A 19,765-nucleotide genomic window follows, 5' to 3' on the forward strand; every position below is an offset into this window, starting at 1 on the left:
TCTGACATGTGAGGGCGGTGGATGGTTTTCGCATTGCTAAACCCGTTTGCCTTGCCAGTTTTTCCGCGGCAATATGCCGGCAAAACAACCATGAGAAACGGGACGAGAAAATGGCGGCTCCCATCAAGTTCGGCGTTGGCCAAAGCGTGTTGCGCAAGGAGGATGACGCGCTCATCCGCGGCAAGGGCCGCTATACTGACGATTATGCGCCGCAGGCCGCGCTTCGCTGCCTGATGCTGCGCTCGCCGCATGCGCATGCCAAATACACCATCGACGCGAGCCGCGCCCGAACCCTTCCCGGCGTCGCGCTGATCCTGACCGCCGATGACGTTGGGGATCTCGGCAATCTGCCCTGCCTGTTCAATCTCGAGACAGATCCCTTCACCGGGCCGCCTTACCCGATCCTCGCCAAGGACGAGGTGCGCCATGTCGGTGATTCCATCGCCTTCGTCGTGGCTGAGACCATCGACCAGGCCCGCGACGCGATCGAGGCGATCGACGTCAAATGGAGCCCGCTGCCGGCCGTGACCGGCGTCGTCAACGCCGTGAAGAAGGGCGCAGCCTTGGTCTGGCCGGACAAGCCCGGCAACGTGCTGTTCGACGTCTCGATCGGCGACAAGAAAGCGACCGAAGCGGCGTTCGCCAAGGCGCATGCGGTGGCCGAGATCTCGATCGTCAATCCGCGCGTGGTCGCGAACTTCATGGAGACGCGCGCGGCGGTGTGCGAATACGACGCCAAGCGCGACCATCTGACGCTGACGGTCGGCAGCCAGGGCAGCCATCGCCTGCGCGATATTCTCTGCCAGAACGTGCTCAACATCCCGACCGACAAGATGCGGGTGATCTGCCCCGACGTCGGCGGCGGCTTCGGCACCAAGCTGTTTCCCTATCGGGAATATGCCCTCCTGGCGGTCGCCGCGCGAAAGCTGAAGAAGGCGGTGAAATGGGCGGCCGACCGCACCGAGCATTTCATGGGCGACGCGCAGGGCCGCGACAACGTCACCACCGCGAAGATGGCGCTGGCCGAGGACGGCAAGTTCCTCGCGATGGATTGCGATCTGATGGGCGACATGGGTGCGTATCTGTCGACCTTCGGGCCCTATATCCCGCATGGCGGCGCCGGCATGCTGCCGGGCCTCTACGACATCCAGGCGTTCCACTGCCGGGTGCGCACCATCTTCACCAACAGCGTGCCGGTCGATGCCTATCGCGGCGCCGGGCGGCCCGAGGCTGCTTACGTCATCGAACGTCTCGTGGACGCCTGCGCGCGAAAACTCGACATGACGCCGGATGCCATCCGCCGCAAGAATTTCATCCAGCCGAAGGCGCTGCCCTACAAGACGGCGACCGGCAAGGTCTACGATTCCGGCGACTTCGCCGCGCATCTGAAGCGCGCGATGGAGATCGCCGAGTGGAAGGAGTTTGGCAAGCGCGCCAAGGCGGCCAAGAAGAATGGTCTGATCCGCGGCATCGGACTTGCGAGCTATGTCGAGGTTTGCGGCACCATGGGCGAGGAGACCGCCAATGTGCGGATGGACCCCAATGGCGATATCACCGTCCTGATCGGCACCCAGTCGAGCGGACAGGGCCATCAGACCGCCTATGCGCAGATCGTTGCCGAGCAGTTCGGCGTTGCGCCCGAGCGCGTGCACGTCCACCAGGGCGACACCGACATGATCGCCACCGGACTCGGGACCGGCGGCTCGGCTTCGATCCCGTCAGGCGGTGTCAGCGTCGAGCGTGCGACCCGCGAACTTGGCGCGCGGCTCAAGGAGATCGCGGCGCAGGCGCTGGAAGCCAGCGCCGGCGACCTCGAGATTACCGATGGCCTGGTGCGCATCGCCGGCACCGACCGTTCGATCTCGTTCGCCGATCTGGCCAAGCGTCCCGGCGTCGATCCGTCGAAGCTCAATGCGAGCGCGACCTTCGCCAGCGCCGACGGCACTTATCCGAACGGCACACACGTCGCGGAGGTCGAGATCGATCCGGCCACCGGCATCATCAAAATCGTCAACTACGTGATCGTCGACGATTTCGGCATGACGCTCAATCCGCTGCTGCTGGCCGGCCAGGTCCATGGCGGCGCCATGCAGGGCATCGGGCAGGCGTTGATGGAGCAGGCGGTCTATGGCGCGGGCGACGGCCAACTCGTCACCGCGACCTTCATGGACTATGCGCTGCCGCGCGCGGCGGACGGGCCGGACTTCGTGTTCGAGACGGCCAACGTTCCCTGCAAGACCAATCCGCTGGGGGTGAAGGGCGCGGGCGAAGCCGGTGCGATCGGGTCCTGCCCGGCGGTCGTCAATGCCATCGTCGACGGGCTCTGGCGCGAATACAAGATCGACCACATCGACATGCCGGCGACCCCGGAGCGGGTGTGGATCGCCGTCAACGAGCACCATCGCCGTCACAGCCTGTGACAATTTTTCAGGGAATGAAATCTGCCAGGCGGTGTTGGCCCCATTGAGGGGTCAGCACGATCCTGCATCAAGGCGATCTTGCAGCAAGGAAAGGGATTTTGCGAATGAAGCGAGTGTTGGTTGTTGGGGGCGCGCTTTTGCTCGGTATGGGCGCGGTTTGGGCACAACAGGACTCCGTCAAGGAGGTCCAGATGCTGATGAAGGGCAACGGCAAGAACGCCGGCGCGGTGGCGGCGATCGTCAAGGGCGAGAAGCCCTACGATCAGGCCACGGTGGACAGCGCACTGGCGCAGTTCGAGGACACCGCCAAGAAGCTGCCGAACCTGTTTCCCGCGAGCGCCAAGGGCATGAAGCCCGAGGGCGACTACAGCGCCTCGCCGAAAGTGTGGGAGGACAAGGCCGGATTCGATGCCAAGGTCGCGAGCTTCGCCAAGGTCGTCGCCGAGGCCAAGGGCAAGATCAAGGATCTCGACTCGCTCAAGGCGAATTTTCCCGCGGTCGGCAAGGAATGCGGCGGCTGCCACGAAACGTTTCGCGTGAAGAACGGCTGAGGCAAAAATCGTAGCCCGGATGGAGCGCAGCGCAATCCGGGAAATCCAATCGAGCTGACAGACTGCCCCGGATTGCGCTGCGCTCCATCCGGGCTACTGGGAATCAAGAAGGGCGGCCTGCGAAAGCAGCCGCCCTTTTTATTGCGTCGCGTGTCACCGCTGGAAATTCTGTTCGCAAGGCCTGACGGATCGCTGCCGGAGCAGCTATCTTTGCTCCAGCCGCCGCGGCATTGGCGTGAGCTTTTGACGCTGACGCATCTCGCTTCTGACTACGTCACGACATCAGGAGTTCCAATCCGCGGCGAGCACCTCAATCAGCAACAGCGAGACAAGCCATGGTAAAACCGTTCCCGTCGAAGACGAACATCGGCAACCATATGCTGCATCCCGAAACGCTGATGCTGACATATGGCTATGATCCGCAATTGTCGGAAGGCGCGGTCAAGCCACCGGTGTTCCTGACCTCGACCTTCGTGTTCAAGACGGCCGAGGACGGGCAGGACTTCTTTGATTTCGTCTCTGGCCGGCGCGAGCCGCCGGAAGGGATGGGCGCCGGCCTGGTCTATTCGCGCTTCAATCACCCCAACAGCGAAATCGTCGAGGACAGGCTCGCGATCTACGAGCGCACCGAGAGCTGCGCGCTGTTCTCATCCGGCATGGCGGCCATCGCAACTACGATCCTGGCGTTCGTCCGCCCCGGCGATGTCATTTTGCACTCCCAGCCGCTCTATGGCGGCACGGAAACCCTGCTGACGAATACGCTTGCGCGTCTGTCGATCGGCGCCGTCGGCTTCGCCGATGGCGTCGACGAAGCCGTGGTCGGTCAGGCCGCGGAGGAGGCCATGCGCAAGGGAAGGGTTTCGATGATCCTGATCGAAACCCCGGCCAATCCCACCAACGGGCTGGTCGACATCGCGATGATGCGGCGTGTCGCCGACACCATCGGAAAGACCCAAGGACACGTTCCGATCATTGCCTGCGACAATACGCTGCTCGGACCGGTGTTTCAGCGACCGATCGAGCACGGGGCCGATATTTCGCTGTACTCGCTCACGAAATATGTCGGCGGTCATTCAGACCTGATCGCGGGCGCCGCGCTGGGGTCGAAGGCGGTCGTGAAAGGCATCAAGGCGCTCCGGGGCGCCATCGGCACCCAGCTCGATCCGCATTCCTGCTGGATGATCAACCGATCGCTCGAGACGCTGAGCCTGCGCATGGAAAAGGCGGATGCGAATGCGCGCCTGGTGGCGGACTATCTGCGCGATCATCCCAAAGTGGCCAAGGTGCACTATCTGGGTCATCACGAGGCGGCGTCACCGGACGGACGTGTGTTCGCGCGGCAATGCTCGGGGGCGGGATCCACGTTCTCGTTCGACATCGTCGGCGGCAAGGCCGCGGCCATGAAATTCCTCAACGCGCTGCAGATCCTCAAGCTGGCGGTGAGCCTCGGTGGAACGGAGTCGCTTGCGAGCCTGCCGGCCACCATGACCCACTCCGGCGTACCCGCCGACATCCGCCGGAAGATCGGCGTGCTCGATTCAACGATCCGGCTGTCAATCGGCATCGAACACCCGTCGGATTTGATCGCCGACCTCGCGCAGGCGCTGAACGCAGCCGAACCTGAGGTGTGACGCCCGCGCCAGCGCCACGGGGAATCGAAAAGGGCGGCTGTGTAACAGCCGCCCTTTTGTTGGACGGTGCAAAAGGTTACTTCATCACCTGACCGCGGATCTCGCCGCCCGGATTGGCCGCGGTGTGGATGTTGACGTAGAGCTTGCCGCCGAGCAGATCGGCCGCCTGCGCGTCGGTCAGTGTTGCCGAGCCCTCGGCCGGGCTGGTGGCAGCGCCGGGAATCGGGATCGCAACGCCGGCGTTCTTGCCGGGCTCGGCAGGTCCGTGGAAATGCGCGGCGGTGGCGGGGCCGGACAGGCCGGAATAGGTGACCTTCCAGGACAGCTTCTTGCTGGCGGCGTCGTAATCCAGATCAGCTGTTCCGGTGCCGCTGCTGGTCGTTGCGGGGACTTCGGACTTGGCGTCGAGCGTTGCTTTCAGCTTTTCCGCGCTGGCCGAACCGGCAAAAGCAACGGCGCCAAGCACTGACATGGCGATGACGATCTTGTTCATGATTTTTCTCCCTGCTGAACCCGTTTGGGCTGCCAAACTTCCAACAGCCGGCATTTCAGTTTATTCCCGTTTCAGACCGCCTTGGGCTAAATTCTTCGTGGCTGGAGCCGCGAGGACATCGATCATAAGCTTCGCCGCGACGACGAAAGGACCGCATGTTGCGACGAACAATCCCCGTGGCGCTGCTCGCCGCACTCGCCGCAGCCGGCGTCTATTGGTGGCTCAGCGCGCCGGTGGTGGCGGCCGCCGGCACCGCGCCTGCCCGCGTCCCTGACCTTGCCAAGGGCGAGGTGATGTTCAACGCCGGCGGCTGCGCCTCATGCCATGCCGTTCCCGACCAGCCCGATCGTCTCAGGCTCGGCGGCGGCGTTGCGATTAAATCGCCGTTCGGAACGTTCTACGCGCCGAACATCTCCTCCGATCCGACCGACGGCATCGGCAAATGGAGCGAGGCCGAATTCGTCAACGCGGTGATGCACGGGGTCTCGCCGGACGGACGACATTACTTTCCGGCCTTTCCCTACACGTCCTATCAGCACGCCAGGCGCGAGGACGTGCTCGATCTCTTTGCGTACCTGAAAACGCTGCCGGCCGTTGCAGGCAAGGTGCGCGACCACGACGTGCGCTTTCCGTTCAATATCCGGCGCAACGTCGGCATCTGGAAATTCTTATTTCTGGACGGCAAGCCATTCGTCGCCGACAGCGCGAAGTCGCCGCAGTGGAATCGCGGCGCCTATCTCGTCAACAGTTTTGGCCATTGCGCGGAATGCCACAGCCCGCGCAATGCGCTTGGCGGCATCATCGCCGGACAACGCTTCGCCGGTGGCCCCAATCCGGAAGGCGAGGGATGGGTCCCCAACATCACCCAGAAGGGCCTTGGCGAGTGGAGCGCGAAGGATATTGCCTATTTCCTGAAGACCGGCGAATTGCCCGACGGCGACAGCGTCGGCGGCGCGATGACGCGGGTGATCAAGAACACCTCGCAATTGCCGGACGACGATCTCACGGCGATGGCGGACTATCTCAAATCGCTGCCGCCGGTGGACGGTCCGCCGCGCCCCAAGCGCAAGGAGGGCGGCGCCTGATCAGGGCCGCCCTTTCCGGACGGTCAACTCGCGCCAAACGCCTTGAAGGTGATGATGGTGAGGGTGTCCTGGATGCCGGGCAGCACCTGCACCTTCTCGTTGACGAAATGGCCGATATCGGTGTCGTTGTCGACGTAGAACTTCACCAGCAGGTCGTATTGACCGGCCGTGGAATAGATCTCGGAGGCGATCTCGGCTTCGGCAAGCGCATTGGCAACCACATAGGATTGGCCGAGCTTGCATTTGATCTGGACGAAAAAGGGAACCATCGCGGTCACTCCGAAAGCATATCTGCTGGCTAATAGGCCAAACCCGACCGGATTTAGCAAGCGAACTTGCTGGGCTGGCGGAGGCGCGCTAGGACGGGCCATGGCTTCGAAAACGCGGAATATCGCCCCATGACGACGCCCGTCGCGCTGACCATTGCCGGCTCCGATTCGAGCGGCGGCGCCGGCATCCAGGCCGACCTGAAGACCTTCGCCGCGCTCGGCGTTTTTGGTGCTTCCGCCATCACGGCGCTGACGGCGCAGAACACGCGCGGCGTCACCGGCATTCACGCGGTGCCCGCCGAATTCGTCACCGCGCAGATCGACGCGGTGTTTTCCGATCTCGAGGTCGGCGCGGTCAAGATCGGGATGGTGGCGCAAGCCGCCAGCATCGATGCGATCGCGGCCGCGCTGTCGCGCTGGGCGCCCCGGCACATCGTGCTCGATCCCGTGATGGTGGCGACATCGGGCGATCGCCTGCTCGCGTCCGAAGCCGTCGACGCCCTGCGCATCAAACTGATGCCGCTGGCCTCGGTGATCACACCCAATCTGCCCGAGGCCGCGGCTCTGCTCGGCGAACCGGTCGCGGCCAGCGAGGCCGAGATCGAGAGCCAGGGACGTCGGCTGCTGGCGCTCGGCTGCCGGGCGGTCCTGATCAAGGGCGGGCACGGCGAGGGCGCCGAGAGCATCGACTATCTCGTCGATGCCAGCACCACGATCGCGCTCGCCGCGCCGCGCGTTGCCACAAGCAACACTCATGGCACCGGCTGCTCGCTGTCCTCGGCGGTCGCCGCGGGGCTCGCCAAAGGCGAGGATCTCGAGCGCGCCGTGCGCAACGCCAAGACCTGGATCAGCGCGGCGATCGCGGCCGCCGACCGCTTCAGCGTCGGCCACGGCCACGGCCCGGTCCATCATTTCCATAAATTCTACTGACGCCGCTCGCGAGCGCGCCGCGGTTCGGCTTCTTGCGGAGGCTGCCGCGACGGCATGTCGCCTGATTGTCGCATGCGACTGATATTCGCGGGGTGAGCGAGGCGAGCGCGATTCGTATCCGAAGGTGCCTCAGAGGTTCAATTGGTCATCCCCCTGTCACGGGACATTGTTACAGGCTGGCGCATGGGAAGTTACGATGTGAGTGACGAGAGCCCGGAGCGGCGCTTTCGCACGTTGTTCATCTCCGACGTTCATCTCGGAGCCCGCGGTTCTCAAGCCGACCTTCTGCTCGATTTTCTCCGTTTCCATGATGCGGACACGATCTATCTCGTCGGCGACATCGTCGACGGCTGGGCGCTGAAATCGAGCTGGCACTGGCCGCAATCACATAACGACCTCGTCCAGAAGCTTTTGCGCAAGGCGCGCAAGGGCGCCAAGGTCATCTACATCCCCGGCAATCACGACGAGTTCCTGCGCAACTATTACGGCACGCATTTCGGCGGCATCGACGTGGTCGAGAACACCGTTCACACCGGTGCGGACGGCAAGCGCTATCTCGTCATCCACGGCGACATCTTCGACCTCGTGGTGCAGAACGCGCGCTGGCTCGCCCATCTCGGCGACAAAGCCTACGACTTCGCGATCCAGCTCAATCGCTTCGTCAACTTCTTCCGGCGTATGTTCAAGGTGCCCTATTGGTCGCTGTCGCAATGGGCCAAGCAGAAGGTCAAGAACGCGGTCAACTATATCGGCGCGTTCGAGCAGGCGCTCGCCGCCGAAGCGCGGCGCCACGACGCCGACGGCGTGATCTGCGGCCACATCCATTACGCGGTGATCCGCGACGAGGGCGGCATCCGCTACATGAATTGCGGCGACTGGGTCGAGAGCTGCACGGCGCTGGTCGAGCACGATGACGGCCGTTTCGAGATCATCACCTGGGCGGACCAGGCCGAGAAGCCGGCACAGGTCCCGCAGGTTGCAGCCAGAGCTGCATGACAAAGGCCGCCTGATGCGCATCCTGGTCGCGACCGACGCCTGGCACCCGCAAGTCAACGGTGTGGTTCGGACGCTGACCAAGCTTGCCGACGCCGCCAAAAGCCTCGACGTCGAATTCGCGTTCCTGACGCCGCAATCGTTCCGCACCTTTGCGATGCCGAGCTATCGTGACGTGCGGCTGGCCATGCCGCGGCCGGGCAGAATCGCGAAGCTGATCGAAGAGGCGCGCCCGGACAGCATCCACATCGCGACGGAGGGTCCGATCGGCCTGATGGTTCGGCGTTACTGCCGCCAGCGCAAGCTGCCCTTCACGACCAGCTTCCACACCCGATTTCCCGAATATGTCCGCGCCCGCGTGCCGGTGCCGGGCTCGCTGATCTGGCGGGCGCTGCGCCGATTCCACAGCCCCAGCCGCGCCGTGATGGCGGCAACCCCTGCGCTCGCCAGCGAGCTGACCGAGCGCGGCTTCGACAATGTCGTGCTGTGGCCGCGCGGCGTCGACACCCATTTGTTCCATCCCCGCGCGATCGATCTCTGCCTGCCCGCGCCGGTGTTCCTCTCAGTCGGTCGGGTCGCGGTGGAGAAGAATCTCGAGGCGTTTCTCGACCTCGACCTGCCCGGCACCAAGGTGATCGTCGGCGACGGTCCGGAACGTGTCGCGCTGGAGGAGGCCTATCCGGACGCGATCTTCCTTGGCGAAAAGCACGGCGAGGAACTGGCGGACATTTACGCGGCCGCCGACGTCTTCGTGTTTCCGAGCAAGACCGATACGTTCGGCCTGGTTCTGCTCGAAGCGCTGGCGAGCGGCCTGCCGGTCGCGGCGTTTCCAGTGAAGGGCCCCCGCGACGTGATCGGCGATGCGCCGGTCGGCGCACTCGATCACGATCTGCGCAGCGCCTGCTTCGCCGCGCTGGACGTCCCCCGGCAGGACTGTGTCGAATTCGCCGCCAACTACACCTGGGAGGCCTCGGCCCGGGCTTTTGTCGACAGCATTTTGGCGGTCGGTGCGGTGCTGCCGGGCCGGAACGGGGCGGAGCCGGCGCGATTCGTCGCCTGAGAGCCCAAAATCCTCGCGCGGAGATGTCTTGCTCGCGCCTCATCCGCCGCGATAACATCGGGCATGACAGAACAGCTCCTCCCGATCGGCCCTGCCGATATCGATGCCGCAGCGCGCGTGATCGCGCCGTTCGCCGTCCGCACCCCGCTGTTGTCCTTTCCGGTGCTCAACGAGCGTGTCGGCGCAAAGGTCTATCTCAAGCCGGAGATGCTCCAGCGCACCGGTTCGTTCAAGTTCCGCGGTGCTTTCAACAAGGTCGCCTCGATCCCGCAGGACAAGCGCGCCGGCGGCGTGGTCGCGTTCTCCTCCGGCAACCATGCCCAGGGCGTGGCTGCGGCGGCAAAGATCCTGGACATGCAGGCGACTATCGTGATGCCGGCGGATGCGCCGTTGTCGAAGCGCGAGCGTACCAAATCCTACGGTGCCGAGGTCGTGCTGTACGACCGCGACCGCGATGACCGAGAGGCGATCTCGCGCGGCATCGCCGAGAAGCGTGGCGCGACGCTGGTCAGGCCCTATGACGATCCCTTCGTGATCGCCGGCCAAGGCACCGCCGGCCGCGAGATCGCCGAGGATATGGCGGCGCTCGGTCTCGCCCCCGACATCGTGGTGGCCCCGGCCTCCGGCGGCGGCCTGATCGCAGGCGTCGCGACGGCCGTGAAAGCACGCTACCCGCTGGCCCAAATCGTCGTCGCCGAACCGGAGGCGTTCGACGATCACGGCCTGTCGCTGACCGCAGGTCATCGCGAACCGCACGGGCCGGCAGGCCGCACCATCTGCGATGCGCTGATGGCTCTGATCCCCGGCGAGATGACGTTCGCGATCAACAGCAAGCTGCTCGCGCGCGGCGTGACCGCCTCAGACAAGGAAGTCGGCGCGGCCGTCGCGTTTGCCTATCGCGAGCTGAAGCTCGTGGTGGAGCCGGGCGGCGCGGTGGGCTTGGCCGCGCTGCTTGCGGGACGACTTGATGTTGCCGGCAAGAACGTCGTCATCGTGCTGTCCGGCGGCAATGTCGATGCCGATCTGTTTGCGGAGCTGGTGGCCTGATATTCTAATCATCTGACGTGAAGAAGGGCAGAGCGTCACCGCTCTGCCCTTTGTTGTGTACGGCCGACCGCAATCAGTGCATGAAGCCGCGGTGGTTGTTGCCGCCGTTACCACCCTGGCTCTGGTTCATCGACTGACGGAAGTTGTTGCTGCCGTTGTTGACGATGCGGTTGGTCGTGTTGAACTGCGGGCGGTTGTTGTTCTGCACCTGCACCTTGTTCACCGGGTTGTTGTTGATCTTCGCGCCGTTGTTGATGCGGATCGGGTTGTTCTGCGTCTGAACGTTGACGGGCTTTGCATCGATGGTCGTGCCGCCCTTGCCGACATTCACCGGCATGCTCACGATCTTGCCAGGATTGCCATTGGTTGTGCCATTGGCAGTGCCGCCATTGTTGCCGCCGTTCTGCGTCTTATTGGTCGCAGGCAGCGTCACGATCTTGCCGATGCCGCCCTTGGTGGTCGTGGTGTTGGTCGGCGCGGGCAGGGTCACGATCTTGCCCGGGGTCTGCGACGGCGTGCCGTTCTGCTGGTTGGGCTGGTTGTTGCCCGCCGGCAGGTTGATGATCTGGCCGCCATTGCCGAGCTTGCCGATGCCGTTGTTGTCGCCCGACTTCTGCACGATCGGCAAATTGCCGTTCACTTGCGCGCCGCCATTACCCTGCTGCAGCGGCATGTATTTGGGCTGGCCGAGATTGCCGATCTTGAAGGTCGGGGCGATATTCTGCGGCGCCAGGAACTTGGTCGCCTGCATCAGGGGGATCTGCTTCGGCTGCATCTGGAGCTTGAGCGCGACCTGCGCATAGGGCGTGTTGCCGTAGCTGTCGTAGAAGTTCTTGTAGGCGACCGGCGAGTTCGCGAGCACCGTCTTGTGCCAGGCCTGCGTGAGCAGCAGGTTGTTGAGCAGCCAGCGGACGTGATCGCACAGCGGGTCGTGCGGATACATCGTGATGAACTCCTGATAGTACTCCGGCCGTGCTTCGGACACCACGTAGTCATAGGCCTGGCGGGTCGAGCGGCTCGGCAGGTTGGAGGCCATCTGCACGATGGGCGCATTCACCGGCGCGCGGTTGGCGGCAACAGCGGTGTCGCCGAAGAAAGTGAAGTCGGACGTCAGCGACGAGCTCTCCCACGGGATCTGCGCGCCGCTGGTGGTCTGGTTCACTTCGAGGCGCACGCGCTTGAACAGCTGCTCGATCGGCACGTTGGGCTCGCGCGCGACGTTCAGGAAGGCTTGCGTGTAGGGGCTGTGGCCGCCGGTGCCGTCCTGTGCTTCCGCGCCCGGTGCGGTCGAGTAACCGACGATCGAACCGTTCGGCGCATCGACGATGGCCAAGCCCCGGCCGGCGTCGTTGACGTTCGGGAACGGGTTGTTGCGGCAGGCGTCGAGGATGACGATGCGCATGCGGCTCGGGATCGTCTCCAGCGTCGACATCACGTCGACCAGGCGGACGGAGTTGTTGACGAGCTCGGTCTGGCTCGAGACCTTGGCGTCGACGGGAACGAGGTAGTTCTCGCCGGCGAGCTGCACGCCGTGACCGGCGTAGTAGACCATCGCCACCGTATTCGGACCGCGCGCCGACACTTTGGCGGAGAAGTCCTGCACCACCTTGAGCATGTCGTTCTGGGTCAGGTCGGTCGCGGCGACCACTTCGAACCCGGCCGAATTCAGGAACTTCGCCATCGACTCCGCGTCATTGTCGGGATTGGCGAGCTGCGGCGCGTTCTGATAGTTCGAATTGCCGATCACCAGCGCCACCCGCTGTTCCGGACCTTGCAGCACGGTGGGGGCCGGCTCGACCGGGGCGACTTGCGCGGAAACAGGGCCGCAGGCAAAGCCGAACAGGCTTCCCAGCAGGCTGGCCGTCATCAGGAAAGGTTTTAGGCGGAACATGGCGTGCTCCTTTGGCACTGATCTCGATACGAGATTGGTTGCCGGGGAGCTTGGCCGCGTTCGAGTTTGAGGTCCGTGATCCCTATCACCATGGTAGGCTGCGTGATCTGAATCACGCTTGGAACCTGCCAAGGTGGGTGCACGATGGGAGGACAGTCCGTCACATGCTGAAATCGATCGATCCGATCCTCACGCCCGACCTGCTCTGGCTGCTGGCTTCCATGGGGCATGGCGACGACCTCGTTTTCGTCGATGCCAATCACCCCGCGGCACGTATCGCGCAGAGCACGAATTCGCGGCGCCTGATCCAGTTGCCGGGCATGAGCATGGAGACTGCGATCCGCGCTATCATGTCGGTCTATCCGCTCGACGATTTCGATCCCGATCCGGTGCGCGTGATGATGCCCGTCGACGATCCCGACCGCGTCCCCGACGTGCAGCGCGCGGTGCTCGCCGAGATCGAACGCGCCGCCGGCCGGCCTGTCACGCCCGGAAAACTCTCCCGGCCTGATTTTTATCGCGCGGCGGCGGCGAGCTTTGGCGTCGTGCAGGTCGGCGACAGCAGCAGTTACGGATGCTTCCTGATCAGGAAGGGCGTGATCGGCTAGCAGCGCACGATCGAACGATGCGGGGCCGCGTCACACGTGCTCGAATGGTCCGACCTCACGGATCACCTTGCAGATCTGCAGGAAGCCACTGGCGTAGAACTCGGCATGTCCTCGCTTCATCGTCTCGACATGTTCGGGGTGGGTCCGCCAGGCTTCGAGCGCTTCCTCCGAGGCAAAACGGAACACGGTGAGCTCCTCGCCGTCGTCGGCCTTGAACGACTTGATCGACACAAAGCCGGGAAGACGGCTGACGATGTCGTACATGCGCGCGCCGAGTCGGTCGTGTTCGTCGACAGAGGCGCCGTCACGCAATTGCAGATCGCCAATGACAATCACTTCGCCAATCATGTTTCCTTGCCCCTCGGTGATGGATTTCCGTTCCCGATATCTTCGGTTTCGCGATGGCTTTGTTACATCGCCCACCCGAATTTGAATGGCCTGCCGGCATCCGACTGTTTATGGTCGGACCATGTCGCGCCTTATGTGTCTATCTGTCGCTATCGTCCTATCGCTGCTGCCGGCTGTCGCGCCGGCTGCTTCAATCCAAAAGCGTCCCAAGCAAGCCTGGCATGGCTACGGCTTTCTGCCGGGCTATCGCCAGCCGCTGAGCAACAGCATTCCGCTCTACAAGCAGAAGGAAGCGATGCGGCGGATGTCGCCTAGCGACCGCCGCCATTGGTACATCGATCCAGTCCCGCAATATTACGGCTGGGACGGTGAGTGGCGCTATTTCGGCCGGCCCGGCTTCGGCGGCGGCCGCTACAATGGCGGCAGTTTTGGGCCGTGCTGGACGCGGACGCCGATCGGCGCGGTTTGGAATTGCGGTTGATGGGCTGAGCGCGCGGCGGCCTATCCGTCATTGCGAGCGCAGCGAAGCAATCCAGACTGCCGCTGCGGAAAGACTCTGGATTGCTTCGCTACGCTCGCAATGACGTTGAGGAGAGGGTGCTTTCCCACGCCGCTCTCGTGGCCCGGACGCAGCGCAGCGTCTCTTCGACGGTGCGCTGCAGAGCCGGGGCCCATGTTGGGGCGGACGCTGTGGCTCCTGGGTCCCGGATCTGCGCTTCGCCTGTCCGGGACACGAGGCCGAGTAGGCGCTCCCCTTACGAGAAGAACGCGATCTTCTCGGCCTGGGTCATGCGGCGGATTGGTGCCATGGGATCGTTGGCGGCGGCGCGGGGCTTTTGCAGGATGCCGCTGGCGAGGATGGTGGCGCCGAGTGAGGCTTCCGGGACCGGCGAGGGCATCGGCAGCGTCGTGGCCTGCGCCGCGCCGAATGTCGCCGTGGCGGCCATGACAGGCGACGGCTGCTCCATCACTTCGGCGGCGGCTTCCGCAATGGCGTTGGTGAGGCGCGCAAGCGATTCCATCGCGATCGGCGCTTCCTCTACGGGCTCCTCCACGACCGCTGCGGCGGCGACTGGCTCTGGTGCGAGCGGCTCTGGTGCGATCGGCTCCGCTATCTCGGCTGCGATGGGCGCTGCGGCCTCCGCAACCACCGGCTCGGGAACCGATGCTTCCATCTCGACCGGCTCGATGATCTCGTCGAATTCCGGGTCGGGCGCGGCCATCTCCAGCGCGATCGCGTCGAGGATGGCTTCGTCCTCGGCTTCGGCAGCGGCATCGAGCGAAAATTCGTCCGTCACCTCGGCGAAGGCGGCGGGCTCTTCAAGAGCGGCGTCTTCGGGCGCGATCCGGCTCTCGGCGACGGTCTCCGGCTCCAGCGTGGCGTCCATCGCCTGTTCCGCAACGGAGAAGACTTCAGCGACGCCGGCCGTCTCCACGGCGGCTTCGGGATCGATCGCCTCTGCGATGTCCTGCGGCTCCGTAAAAGCCACGGCGGCTTCGCCGGCCATTGCCGCAGGTGCGGCCTCCGCAAGCGGAGCTTCCGCAACGGGCGACGGTGCGTCCTGCACCGGAGCCGGCGAGGGGCGCGCGGCCCGCGGCGTTGCGTCAGCGTCGGTCTGGTCGATCCGGTCCTTGAGCAGATCGAACGCGGCCTTGAGGTCTGCGCGGGGGTCGATGGTCGAAACCTGCGCGCAGGCTGCCTCGATGGAGGCGAGCTGCGAATCAATCAGATCGCAGATTCGCCCGTCGGCGCCGATCTCGCGCCAGCGCCAGGAGATCTCCTTGATGATGCGCAGGCCGCGCGGGATCGGCGCGAGGCTCGCCTCGATCGCCCCGGGATCGAACGCCGCGATCGCGATCGTCTCGGCCTCGCGGATCGCGTGCCGGATCGCGACCAGCGCCTCGGGCAGGCGGTCCTCGACCACGGGTTGGCGCTGTGCCGCAAGGGTTTCTTCGATTTTCGCGACCGCGTCGAGCACCATGCGGGTGTCGGCATTGCGGTTGCGCTTGGCGTATTCGCCGAGGAACCAGCGGCCGCGCGCGGTCTCCATGAAGGCTTCGCGGATCGCGTCGTAATCCTGCTCGTTCGGCTCGGCCGCGCGGGCAGACATAGGCGAGAGGGCGAATGCTTCGTTGGCCATGTCAATCTCGTCGCGCAAATCACCGCGCGTTACAGTAACGATCACCACGATATCGACCGAATCGCAATTGGTTTGATGGCACCCGAATCACAAATCCCCATCGCAGCATCTCAGAAGCGGCGATTCGCCGTCAGCCTCGCGCTGTTCTACTCGGCCGTGTTCGCGGTATCGGGAACGCATCTGCCGTTCTTTCCGGTCTGGCTGAAGGCGATCGGCATCGACGCTGCCTGGATCGGCCTCATCAACGCGCTGCCCGCGATCACGCGCTTCACCACGCTGCCGCAGATCACCGCCTTTGCCGAAAAGCGACATGCCATTCGCGCCGGCATGATGGTGTCCGTGCTGGCGACGGCGATCGGGTTCACGGCGGTCGGCTTGCAGCAGCAGCCGCTGGCGCTGTTCCTGATCTATGCGCTGACCTGCATGATGTGGACGCCGACCATGCCGCTGACCGACGCCTATGCGCTGCGTGGCGTCGCCCGCTACGGGCTCGACTACGGGCCGGTGCGGCTGTGGGGCTCGGCAGCCTTCGCGGCCGGCTCGCTCGCCTGCGGCTATCTCGTAGACCACATCGCGCCGCGCGATCTGATCTGGGTCATCGTCGCCTGGGCCGTGATTGCGGTCGCCGCCGGCATGCTGCTGCAGCCGCTCGACGATGTCAGGCGAAGGACGACGGCGGTGCACGACAGCAAGGCGCTGCTGCGCGATGCCGGCTTCTGGGCCATCATCGTCTCTGCCGCGCTGATCCAGGGCAGTCACGTCGCGTATTATACGTTCTCGGCCATCAACTGGCAGGCCCACGGCCTCGGCGGGCTGACGATCGCGGGCCTCTGGACATTAGGGGTGATCGCCGAGATCGCCGTCTTCGCGCTGTCGCCGCGCTTCTCGCTGCATCCGTCCTCGCTGATGGCGATCGGGGGCGCGAGCGCGGTCGTGCGCTGGGTCGTCACCGCATACGATCCGCCACTCGCGCTGCTCGCGGTCGTGCAGCTTGGCCACGGCCTGACCTTCGGAATGACCATTCTCGGCACCATGAGTCTTCTGGTGCAGCGGGTGCCGTCGCATCAGATCGCGCGGGGGCAGGGCTACTACGCCGCGTGCAACGGGCTGTTGGGTGCGACCACCTCGATCGCGTCAGGCGCGATCTACGCCCGCATCGGCGATGGCCTGTATTACGTCATGGCAGCGATGGCCGCTGCCGGCGCACTTCTGATCTGGTCGGCGCGGCACCAGCTGAAAGCTCATCCCCACAGCGACGAGTCCGGCGGATAGATCAGGCTGTCGTCGTAACGAAGGCCATGATCGCGGTCGCGCGCCAGCAGCAGCGGGCCGTCGAGATCGACGAAGCGCGCCTGCGGCGTCACCAGCATCGCCGGCGCCATCGACAGCGAGGTTGCGACCATGCAGCCGATCATGATCTCGAAGCCGAGCGCCTGAGCGGCATCGGCCATTGCCAGCGCCTCGGTGAGGCCGCCGGTCTTGTCGAGCTTGATGTTCACGGCGTCGTAGCGCTCGCGCAGGGGTGCGAGCGAGTGGCGGTCGTGCACGCTCTCGTCGGCGCAGACCACGAGCGGCCGCTTGATCCGCGCCAGTGCGTCGTCTTTGCCCGCGGGCAGCGGTTGCTCGACCAGGGTGACGCCGACGCCCTCGCAGGCCGCAAGATTGTGCTCCAGATTGGCCTCGGTCCAGGCCTCGTTGGCATCCACGATCAGTTCGGATTCAGGAGCGGCCTCGCGCACCGCGGCGATCCGCTCCCCGTCGCCGTCGCCGCCCAGCTTGATCTTGAGCAGCGGCCGGTGCGCCGCTTTGGCGGTCGCCGCCGCCATGGCCTCGGGCGTGCCCAGCGAGATCGTGTAGGCCGTGGTGCGCTCGCCCGGCGCGGGGCGGTCGAGCAGGCTCCAGGCCCGCAGGCCGACGGCCCTGGCTTCCAGATCGATCAGGGCGCAATCCAGCGCGTTGCGGGCCGCTCCGGGTGGCATGGCGGCTTGCAGGGCCTGGCGGGTGAGGCCGCCGGCCACGGCCTCCTGCATGGCCTGGATGGCGGCAAGGGTCGCCTCGGGCGTCTCGCCATAGCGGGGATAGGGCACGCATTCGCCGCGGCCGGTCAGGCCGTCCCGGCTGACCTCGGCCAGGACGGTCACAGCCTCGGTCTTGGCGCCCCGGCTGATTGTGAAACTGCCCGCGATGGGAAAGCGCTCGATTCGCGCAGAGAGAACAGGAACTTTGCTGGAAGTCATTTTGAACTCTGGCGAAATCTGAACCTGCTGGTTACCTCTAGCAACTAAGGTTAACCAGTTGGGGATACCTTCTCTGGGTAAGGGCGCGTGCGCAACCATCTGATTTCATCCGTTTCTCGCGCCGCGGCACGGGAGCGGACATCTTGAACGGCGATCCGAAGCTGGAACGGATTGCGAAGGGCAATGCGCTGGCACTCTGCGCCACCGGAACCTGGACCGCGAGCTTCGCGCCGGTCCTGGAGCGGATGGTGGCTGACGCCGAGAAGCTCGCCGGCGGCTCGCAAAGCATCTTCATCGACGTTTCCGAGGTCTCCAAGCTCGACACTTTCGGCGCCTGGCTGATCGAGCGGCTACGCCGCAGTCTGACGCAGGGCGCCGTCGAGGCGCAGATCGCCGGCCTCTCCGCCAATTATTCGAGCCTCGTGGACGAGGTGCGGCGGGTCAGGGCAACGCCCGTCATCGACAGCAGCACGATCACCATCACCGGCATGCTCGAGCAGATCGGCCGGGCCGTGGCCGGCGTTGCCGGCACCGTGGCAGGCCTGATCGACATGCTCGGCGCGGTGCTCGCGGCGGTCGCGCGCACCCTGATTCATCCGCGCTCGTTCCGCCTGACCTCGACCGTGCATCATCTCGAGCAGGTCTGCTGGCGCGCGGTGCCGATCGTGGTGCTGATCACCTTCCTGATCGGCTGCATCATCGCCCAGCAGGGTATCTTCCACTTCCGCAGGTTCGGCGCCGACCTGTTCGTCGTTGATATGCTCGGCGTGCTGGTGCTGCGCGAGATCGGCGTGCTGCTGGTCGCGATCATGGTCGCGGGCCGCTCGGGCAGCGCCTACACCGCCGAACTCGGCTCGATGAAGATGCGCGAGGAGATCGACGCGCTGCGCACCATGGGTTTCGACCCGATCGAGGTCCTGGTGCTGCCGCGCATGCTCGCGCTCGTTCTCGCGCTGCCGATCCTGGCCTTCCTCGGCGCGATGGCCGCGCTCTATGGCGGCGGCCTCGTCGCCTGGCTCTATGGGGGCGTGCAGCCGGAGGCTTTCCTGCTGCGGCTGCGCGATGCCATCTCGATCGACCATTTCATCGTCGGCATCGTCAAGGCACCTGTCATGGCCGCGGTGATCGGCATCGTCGCCTGCGTCGAGGGGCTCGCGGTGCAAGGCAGCGCCGAATCGCTCGGGCAGCACACGACGTCGTCTGTCGTGAAAGGCATTTTTTTCGTCATCGTCATGGACGGCGTGTTCGCCATCTTCTTCGCCGCGATCGGGATGTGACGATGGCAGGCGAGATCCAGAACCCCATCATTCGCGTCCGCGACATCACCGTGCAGTTCGGCGCGACGCGCGTGCTCGACGGGCTCGACCTCGACGTCAAGCGCGGCGAGATTCTTGGCTTCGTTGGTCCTTCCGGCGCGGGCAAGTCCGTGCTGACACGCACCATCATCGGCCTCGTGCCGAAGGTCGCAGGCAGCATCGAGGTGTTCGGCGTCGATCTGGATGCCTCCAATACGTCGCAGCGTCGCAACGTGGAGCGGCGCTGGGGCGTGCTGTTTCAGCAGGGCGCGCTGTTCTCCTCGCTCACGGTGCGGCAGAACATCCAGTTTCCGATGCGCGAATATCTGCGGGTGTCGCAGCGGCTGATGGACGAGATCACCATCGCCAAGCTCACTATGGTGGGTCTCAAGCCGGAAGTCGCCGATCGCTTTCCGTCGGAACTGTCGGGTGGCATGATCAAGCGCGTGGCGCTGGCGCGCGCGCTGTCGCTCGACCCGGATCTCGTGTTCCTGGACGAGCCGACCTCGGGCCTCGACCCCATCGGCGCCGGCGACTTCGACGAGTTGGTCAGGACGTTGCAGCGTACTTTGGGGCTGACCGTTTTCATGGTAACCCACGATCTCGATAGCCTTTACACAGCATGTGACCGCATCGCCGTTTTAGGCAACGGTAAGATCATTGCGGCAGGGTCGATCGCCGACATGCAGGCCTCGCAGCATCCCTGGCTGAGGCAATATTTCCATGGCAAGCGCGCTCGCGCGGTGATGGGCTGAGGTGCCGGAGT

The 19,765-nt window shown here is 64.8% G+C and carries 19 protein-coding genes; 13 read left to right on the top strand and 6 right to left on the bottom strand.

Annotation, left to right across the window (positions count from 1 at the left end; translation table 11 throughout):
* Positions 1-110: 110 nt before the first annotated feature.
* The 3 genes from ABIB66_RS10835 (at position 111) to ABIB66_RS10845 (ending at position 4,602) form a co-directional block, all read left to right on the top strand.
* Positions 111-2,420 (top strand): xanthine dehydrogenase family protein molybdopterin-binding subunit, encoded by a 2,310-nt coding sequence (locus ABIB66_RS10835; RefSeq protein ID WP_354254835.1) that lies wholly within the window; start codon positions 111-113, stop codon positions 2,418-2,420.
* A 104-nt stretch (positions 2,421-2,524) separates the two neighbouring features.
* Positions 2,525-2,971 (top strand): c-type cytochrome, encoded by a 447-nt coding sequence (locus ABIB66_RS10840; protein WP_275169945.1) that lies wholly within the window; start codon positions 2,525-2,527, stop codon positions 2,969-2,971.
* A gap of 335 nt (positions 2,972-3,306) precedes the next feature.
* Positions 3,307-4,602, top strand: coding sequence for a cystathionine gamma-synthase family protein (locus ABIB66_RS10845; protein ID WP_354254836.1), 1,296 nt, complete (start codon positions 3,307-3,309; stop codon positions 4,600-4,602).
* 76 nt (positions 4,603-4,678) lie between these two features.
* On the opposite strand, the gene ABIB66_RS10850 is transcribed toward ABIB66_RS10845, so the two are convergent.
* Positions 4,679-5,095, bottom strand: coding sequence for a CHRD domain-containing protein (locus ABIB66_RS10850; RefSeq protein WP_275169947.1), 417 nt, complete (start codon positions 5,093-5,095; stop codon positions 4,679-4,681).
* A gap of 155 nt (positions 5,096-5,250) precedes the next feature.
* Here ABIB66_RS10850 and ABIB66_RS10855 point away from each other — a divergent pair, with 155 nt between their 5' ends.
* Positions 5,251-6,180 carry a c-type cytochrome gene (locus ABIB66_RS10855; RefSeq protein WP_354208382.1) on the top strand — a complete coding sequence of 310 codons (930 nt, stop codon included), beginning with the start codon at positions 5,251-5,253 and terminating at the stop codon, positions 6,178-6,180.
* A gap of 23 nt (positions 6,181-6,203) precedes the next feature.
* On the opposite strand, the gene ABIB66_RS10860 is transcribed toward ABIB66_RS10855, so the two are convergent.
* Entirely contained in the window at positions 6,204-6,449 is a 246-nt protein-coding gene (locus ABIB66_RS10860; protein ID WP_007602021.1) for an Lrp/AsnC ligand binding domain-containing protein, read from the bottom strand.
* A 129-nt stretch (positions 6,450-6,578) separates the two neighbouring features.
* Between ABIB66_RS10860 and thiD the strand changes: the two genes are divergently transcribed.
* From thiD to ABIB66_RS10880, 4 genes are all read left to right on the top strand, one after another.
* Complete coding sequence (thiD, locus tag ABIB66_RS10865) at positions 6,579-7,379, top strand: bifunctional hydroxymethylpyrimidine kinase/phosphomethylpyrimidine kinase (RefSeq protein WP_354208383.1); 801 nt, start codon at positions 6,579-6,581, stop codon at positions 7,377-7,379.
* A 183-nt stretch (positions 7,380-7,562) separates the two neighbouring features.
* Positions 7,563-8,375, top strand: a complete 813-nt coding sequence (locus ABIB66_RS10870) for a UDP-2,3-diacylglucosamine diphosphatase (RefSeq protein ID WP_247287409.1) — start codon at positions 7,563-7,565, stop codon at positions 8,373-8,375.
* Positions 8,376-8,388: 13 nt separating this feature from the next.
* Positions 8,389-9,432 carry a glycosyltransferase family 4 protein gene (locus tag ABIB66_RS10875; protein WP_354208384.1) on the top strand — a complete coding sequence of 348 codons (1,044 nt, stop codon included), beginning with the start codon at positions 8,389-8,391 and terminating at the stop codon, positions 9,430-9,432.
* Between the two features lie 63 nt (positions 9,433-9,495).
* On the top strand, positions 9,496-10,479 hold the full coding sequence (locus tag ABIB66_RS10880) for a threonine/serine dehydratase family protein (protein ID WP_035994560.1): 984 nt from the start codon (positions 9,496-9,498) through the stop codon (positions 10,477-10,479).
* Between the two features lie 73 nt (positions 10,480-10,552).
* Here ABIB66_RS10880 and ABIB66_RS10885 read toward each other — a convergent pair whose 3' ends face one another.
* Positions 10,553-12,370: a caspase family protein gene (locus tag ABIB66_RS10885; RefSeq protein WP_354254837.1), complete on the bottom strand. Its 1,818-nt coding sequence runs from the start codon at positions 12,368-12,370 to the stop codon at positions 10,553-10,555.
* A gap of 164 nt (positions 12,371-12,534) precedes the next feature.
* Here ABIB66_RS10885 and ABIB66_RS10890 point away from each other — a divergent pair, with 164 nt between their 5' ends.
* Positions 12,535-12,978, top strand: a complete 444-nt coding sequence (locus ABIB66_RS10890) for an RbsD/FucU family protein (RefSeq protein WP_354208387.1) — start codon at positions 12,535-12,537, stop codon at positions 12,976-12,978.
* A gap of 30 nt (positions 12,979-13,008) precedes the next feature.
* On the opposite strand, the gene ABIB66_RS10895 is transcribed toward ABIB66_RS10890, so the two are convergent.
* Positions 13,009-13,326 carry an antibiotic biosynthesis monooxygenase family protein gene (locus ABIB66_RS10895; protein WP_275169952.1) on the bottom strand — a complete coding sequence of 106 codons (318 nt, stop codon included), beginning with the start codon at positions 13,324-13,326 and terminating at the stop codon, positions 13,009-13,011.
* Between the two features lie 121 nt (positions 13,327-13,447).
* On the opposite strand from ABIB66_RS10895, the gene ABIB66_RS10900 reads away from it, so the two are divergent.
* Complete coding sequence (locus tag ABIB66_RS10900; RefSeq protein ID WP_007612410.1) at positions 13,448-13,807, top strand: hypothetical protein; 360 nt, start codon at positions 13,448-13,450, stop codon at positions 13,805-13,807.
* Positions 13,808-14,081: 274 nt separating this feature from the next.
* On the opposite strand, the gene ABIB66_RS10905 is transcribed toward ABIB66_RS10900, so the two are convergent.
* A complete protein-coding gene (locus ABIB66_RS10905; RefSeq protein WP_275169953.1) occupies positions 14,082-15,467 on the bottom strand; it encodes a hypothetical protein in 1,386 nt (461 codons plus the stop codon).
* 75 nt (positions 15,468-15,542) lie between these two features.
* Here ABIB66_RS10905 and ABIB66_RS10910 point away from each other — a divergent pair, with 75 nt between their 5' ends.
* Complete coding sequence (locus tag ABIB66_RS10910) at positions 15,543-16,739, top strand: MFS transporter (RefSeq protein ID WP_275169954.1); 1,197 nt, start codon at positions 15,543-15,545, stop codon at positions 16,737-16,739.
* On the opposite strand, the gene dgcA is transcribed toward ABIB66_RS10910, so the two are convergent.
* The gene (dgcA, locus tag ABIB66_RS10915; RefSeq protein ID WP_354208388.1) at positions 16,709-17,704 is read right to left on the bottom strand and encodes an N-acetyl-D-Glu racemase DgcA; all 996 of its coding nucleotides are present in this window, start codon (positions 17,702-17,704) and stop codon (positions 16,709-16,711) included. The two genes, ABIB66_RS10910 and dgcA, sit on opposite strands and share 31 nt — an antisense overlap.
* Positions 17,705-17,847: 143 nt before the next feature.
* Here dgcA and ABIB66_RS10920 point away from each other — a divergent pair, with 143 nt between their 5' ends.
* Both ABIB66_RS10920 and ABIB66_RS10925 read left to right on the top strand, forming a co-directional pair.
* The gene (locus tag ABIB66_RS10920; RefSeq protein ID WP_275169956.1) at positions 17,848-18,981 is read left to right on the top strand and encodes an MlaE family ABC transporter permease; all 1,134 of its coding nucleotides are present in this window, start codon (positions 17,848-17,850) and stop codon (positions 18,979-18,981) included.
* 2 nt (positions 18,982-18,983) lie between these two features.
* Positions 18,984-19,754: an ABC transporter ATP-binding protein gene (locus tag ABIB66_RS10925; RefSeq protein ID WP_007612400.1), complete on the top strand. Its 771-nt coding sequence runs from the start codon at positions 18,984-18,986 to the stop codon at positions 19,752-19,754.
* Positions 19,755-19,765 lie beyond the last annotated feature (11 nt).

It is taken from the genome of Bradyrhizobium sp. F1.13.3 (assembly GCF_040548265.1).
In the GTDB taxonomy this organism is placed as follows: domain Bacteria; phylum Pseudomonadota; class Alphaproteobacteria; order Rhizobiales; family Xanthobacteraceae; genus Bradyrhizobium.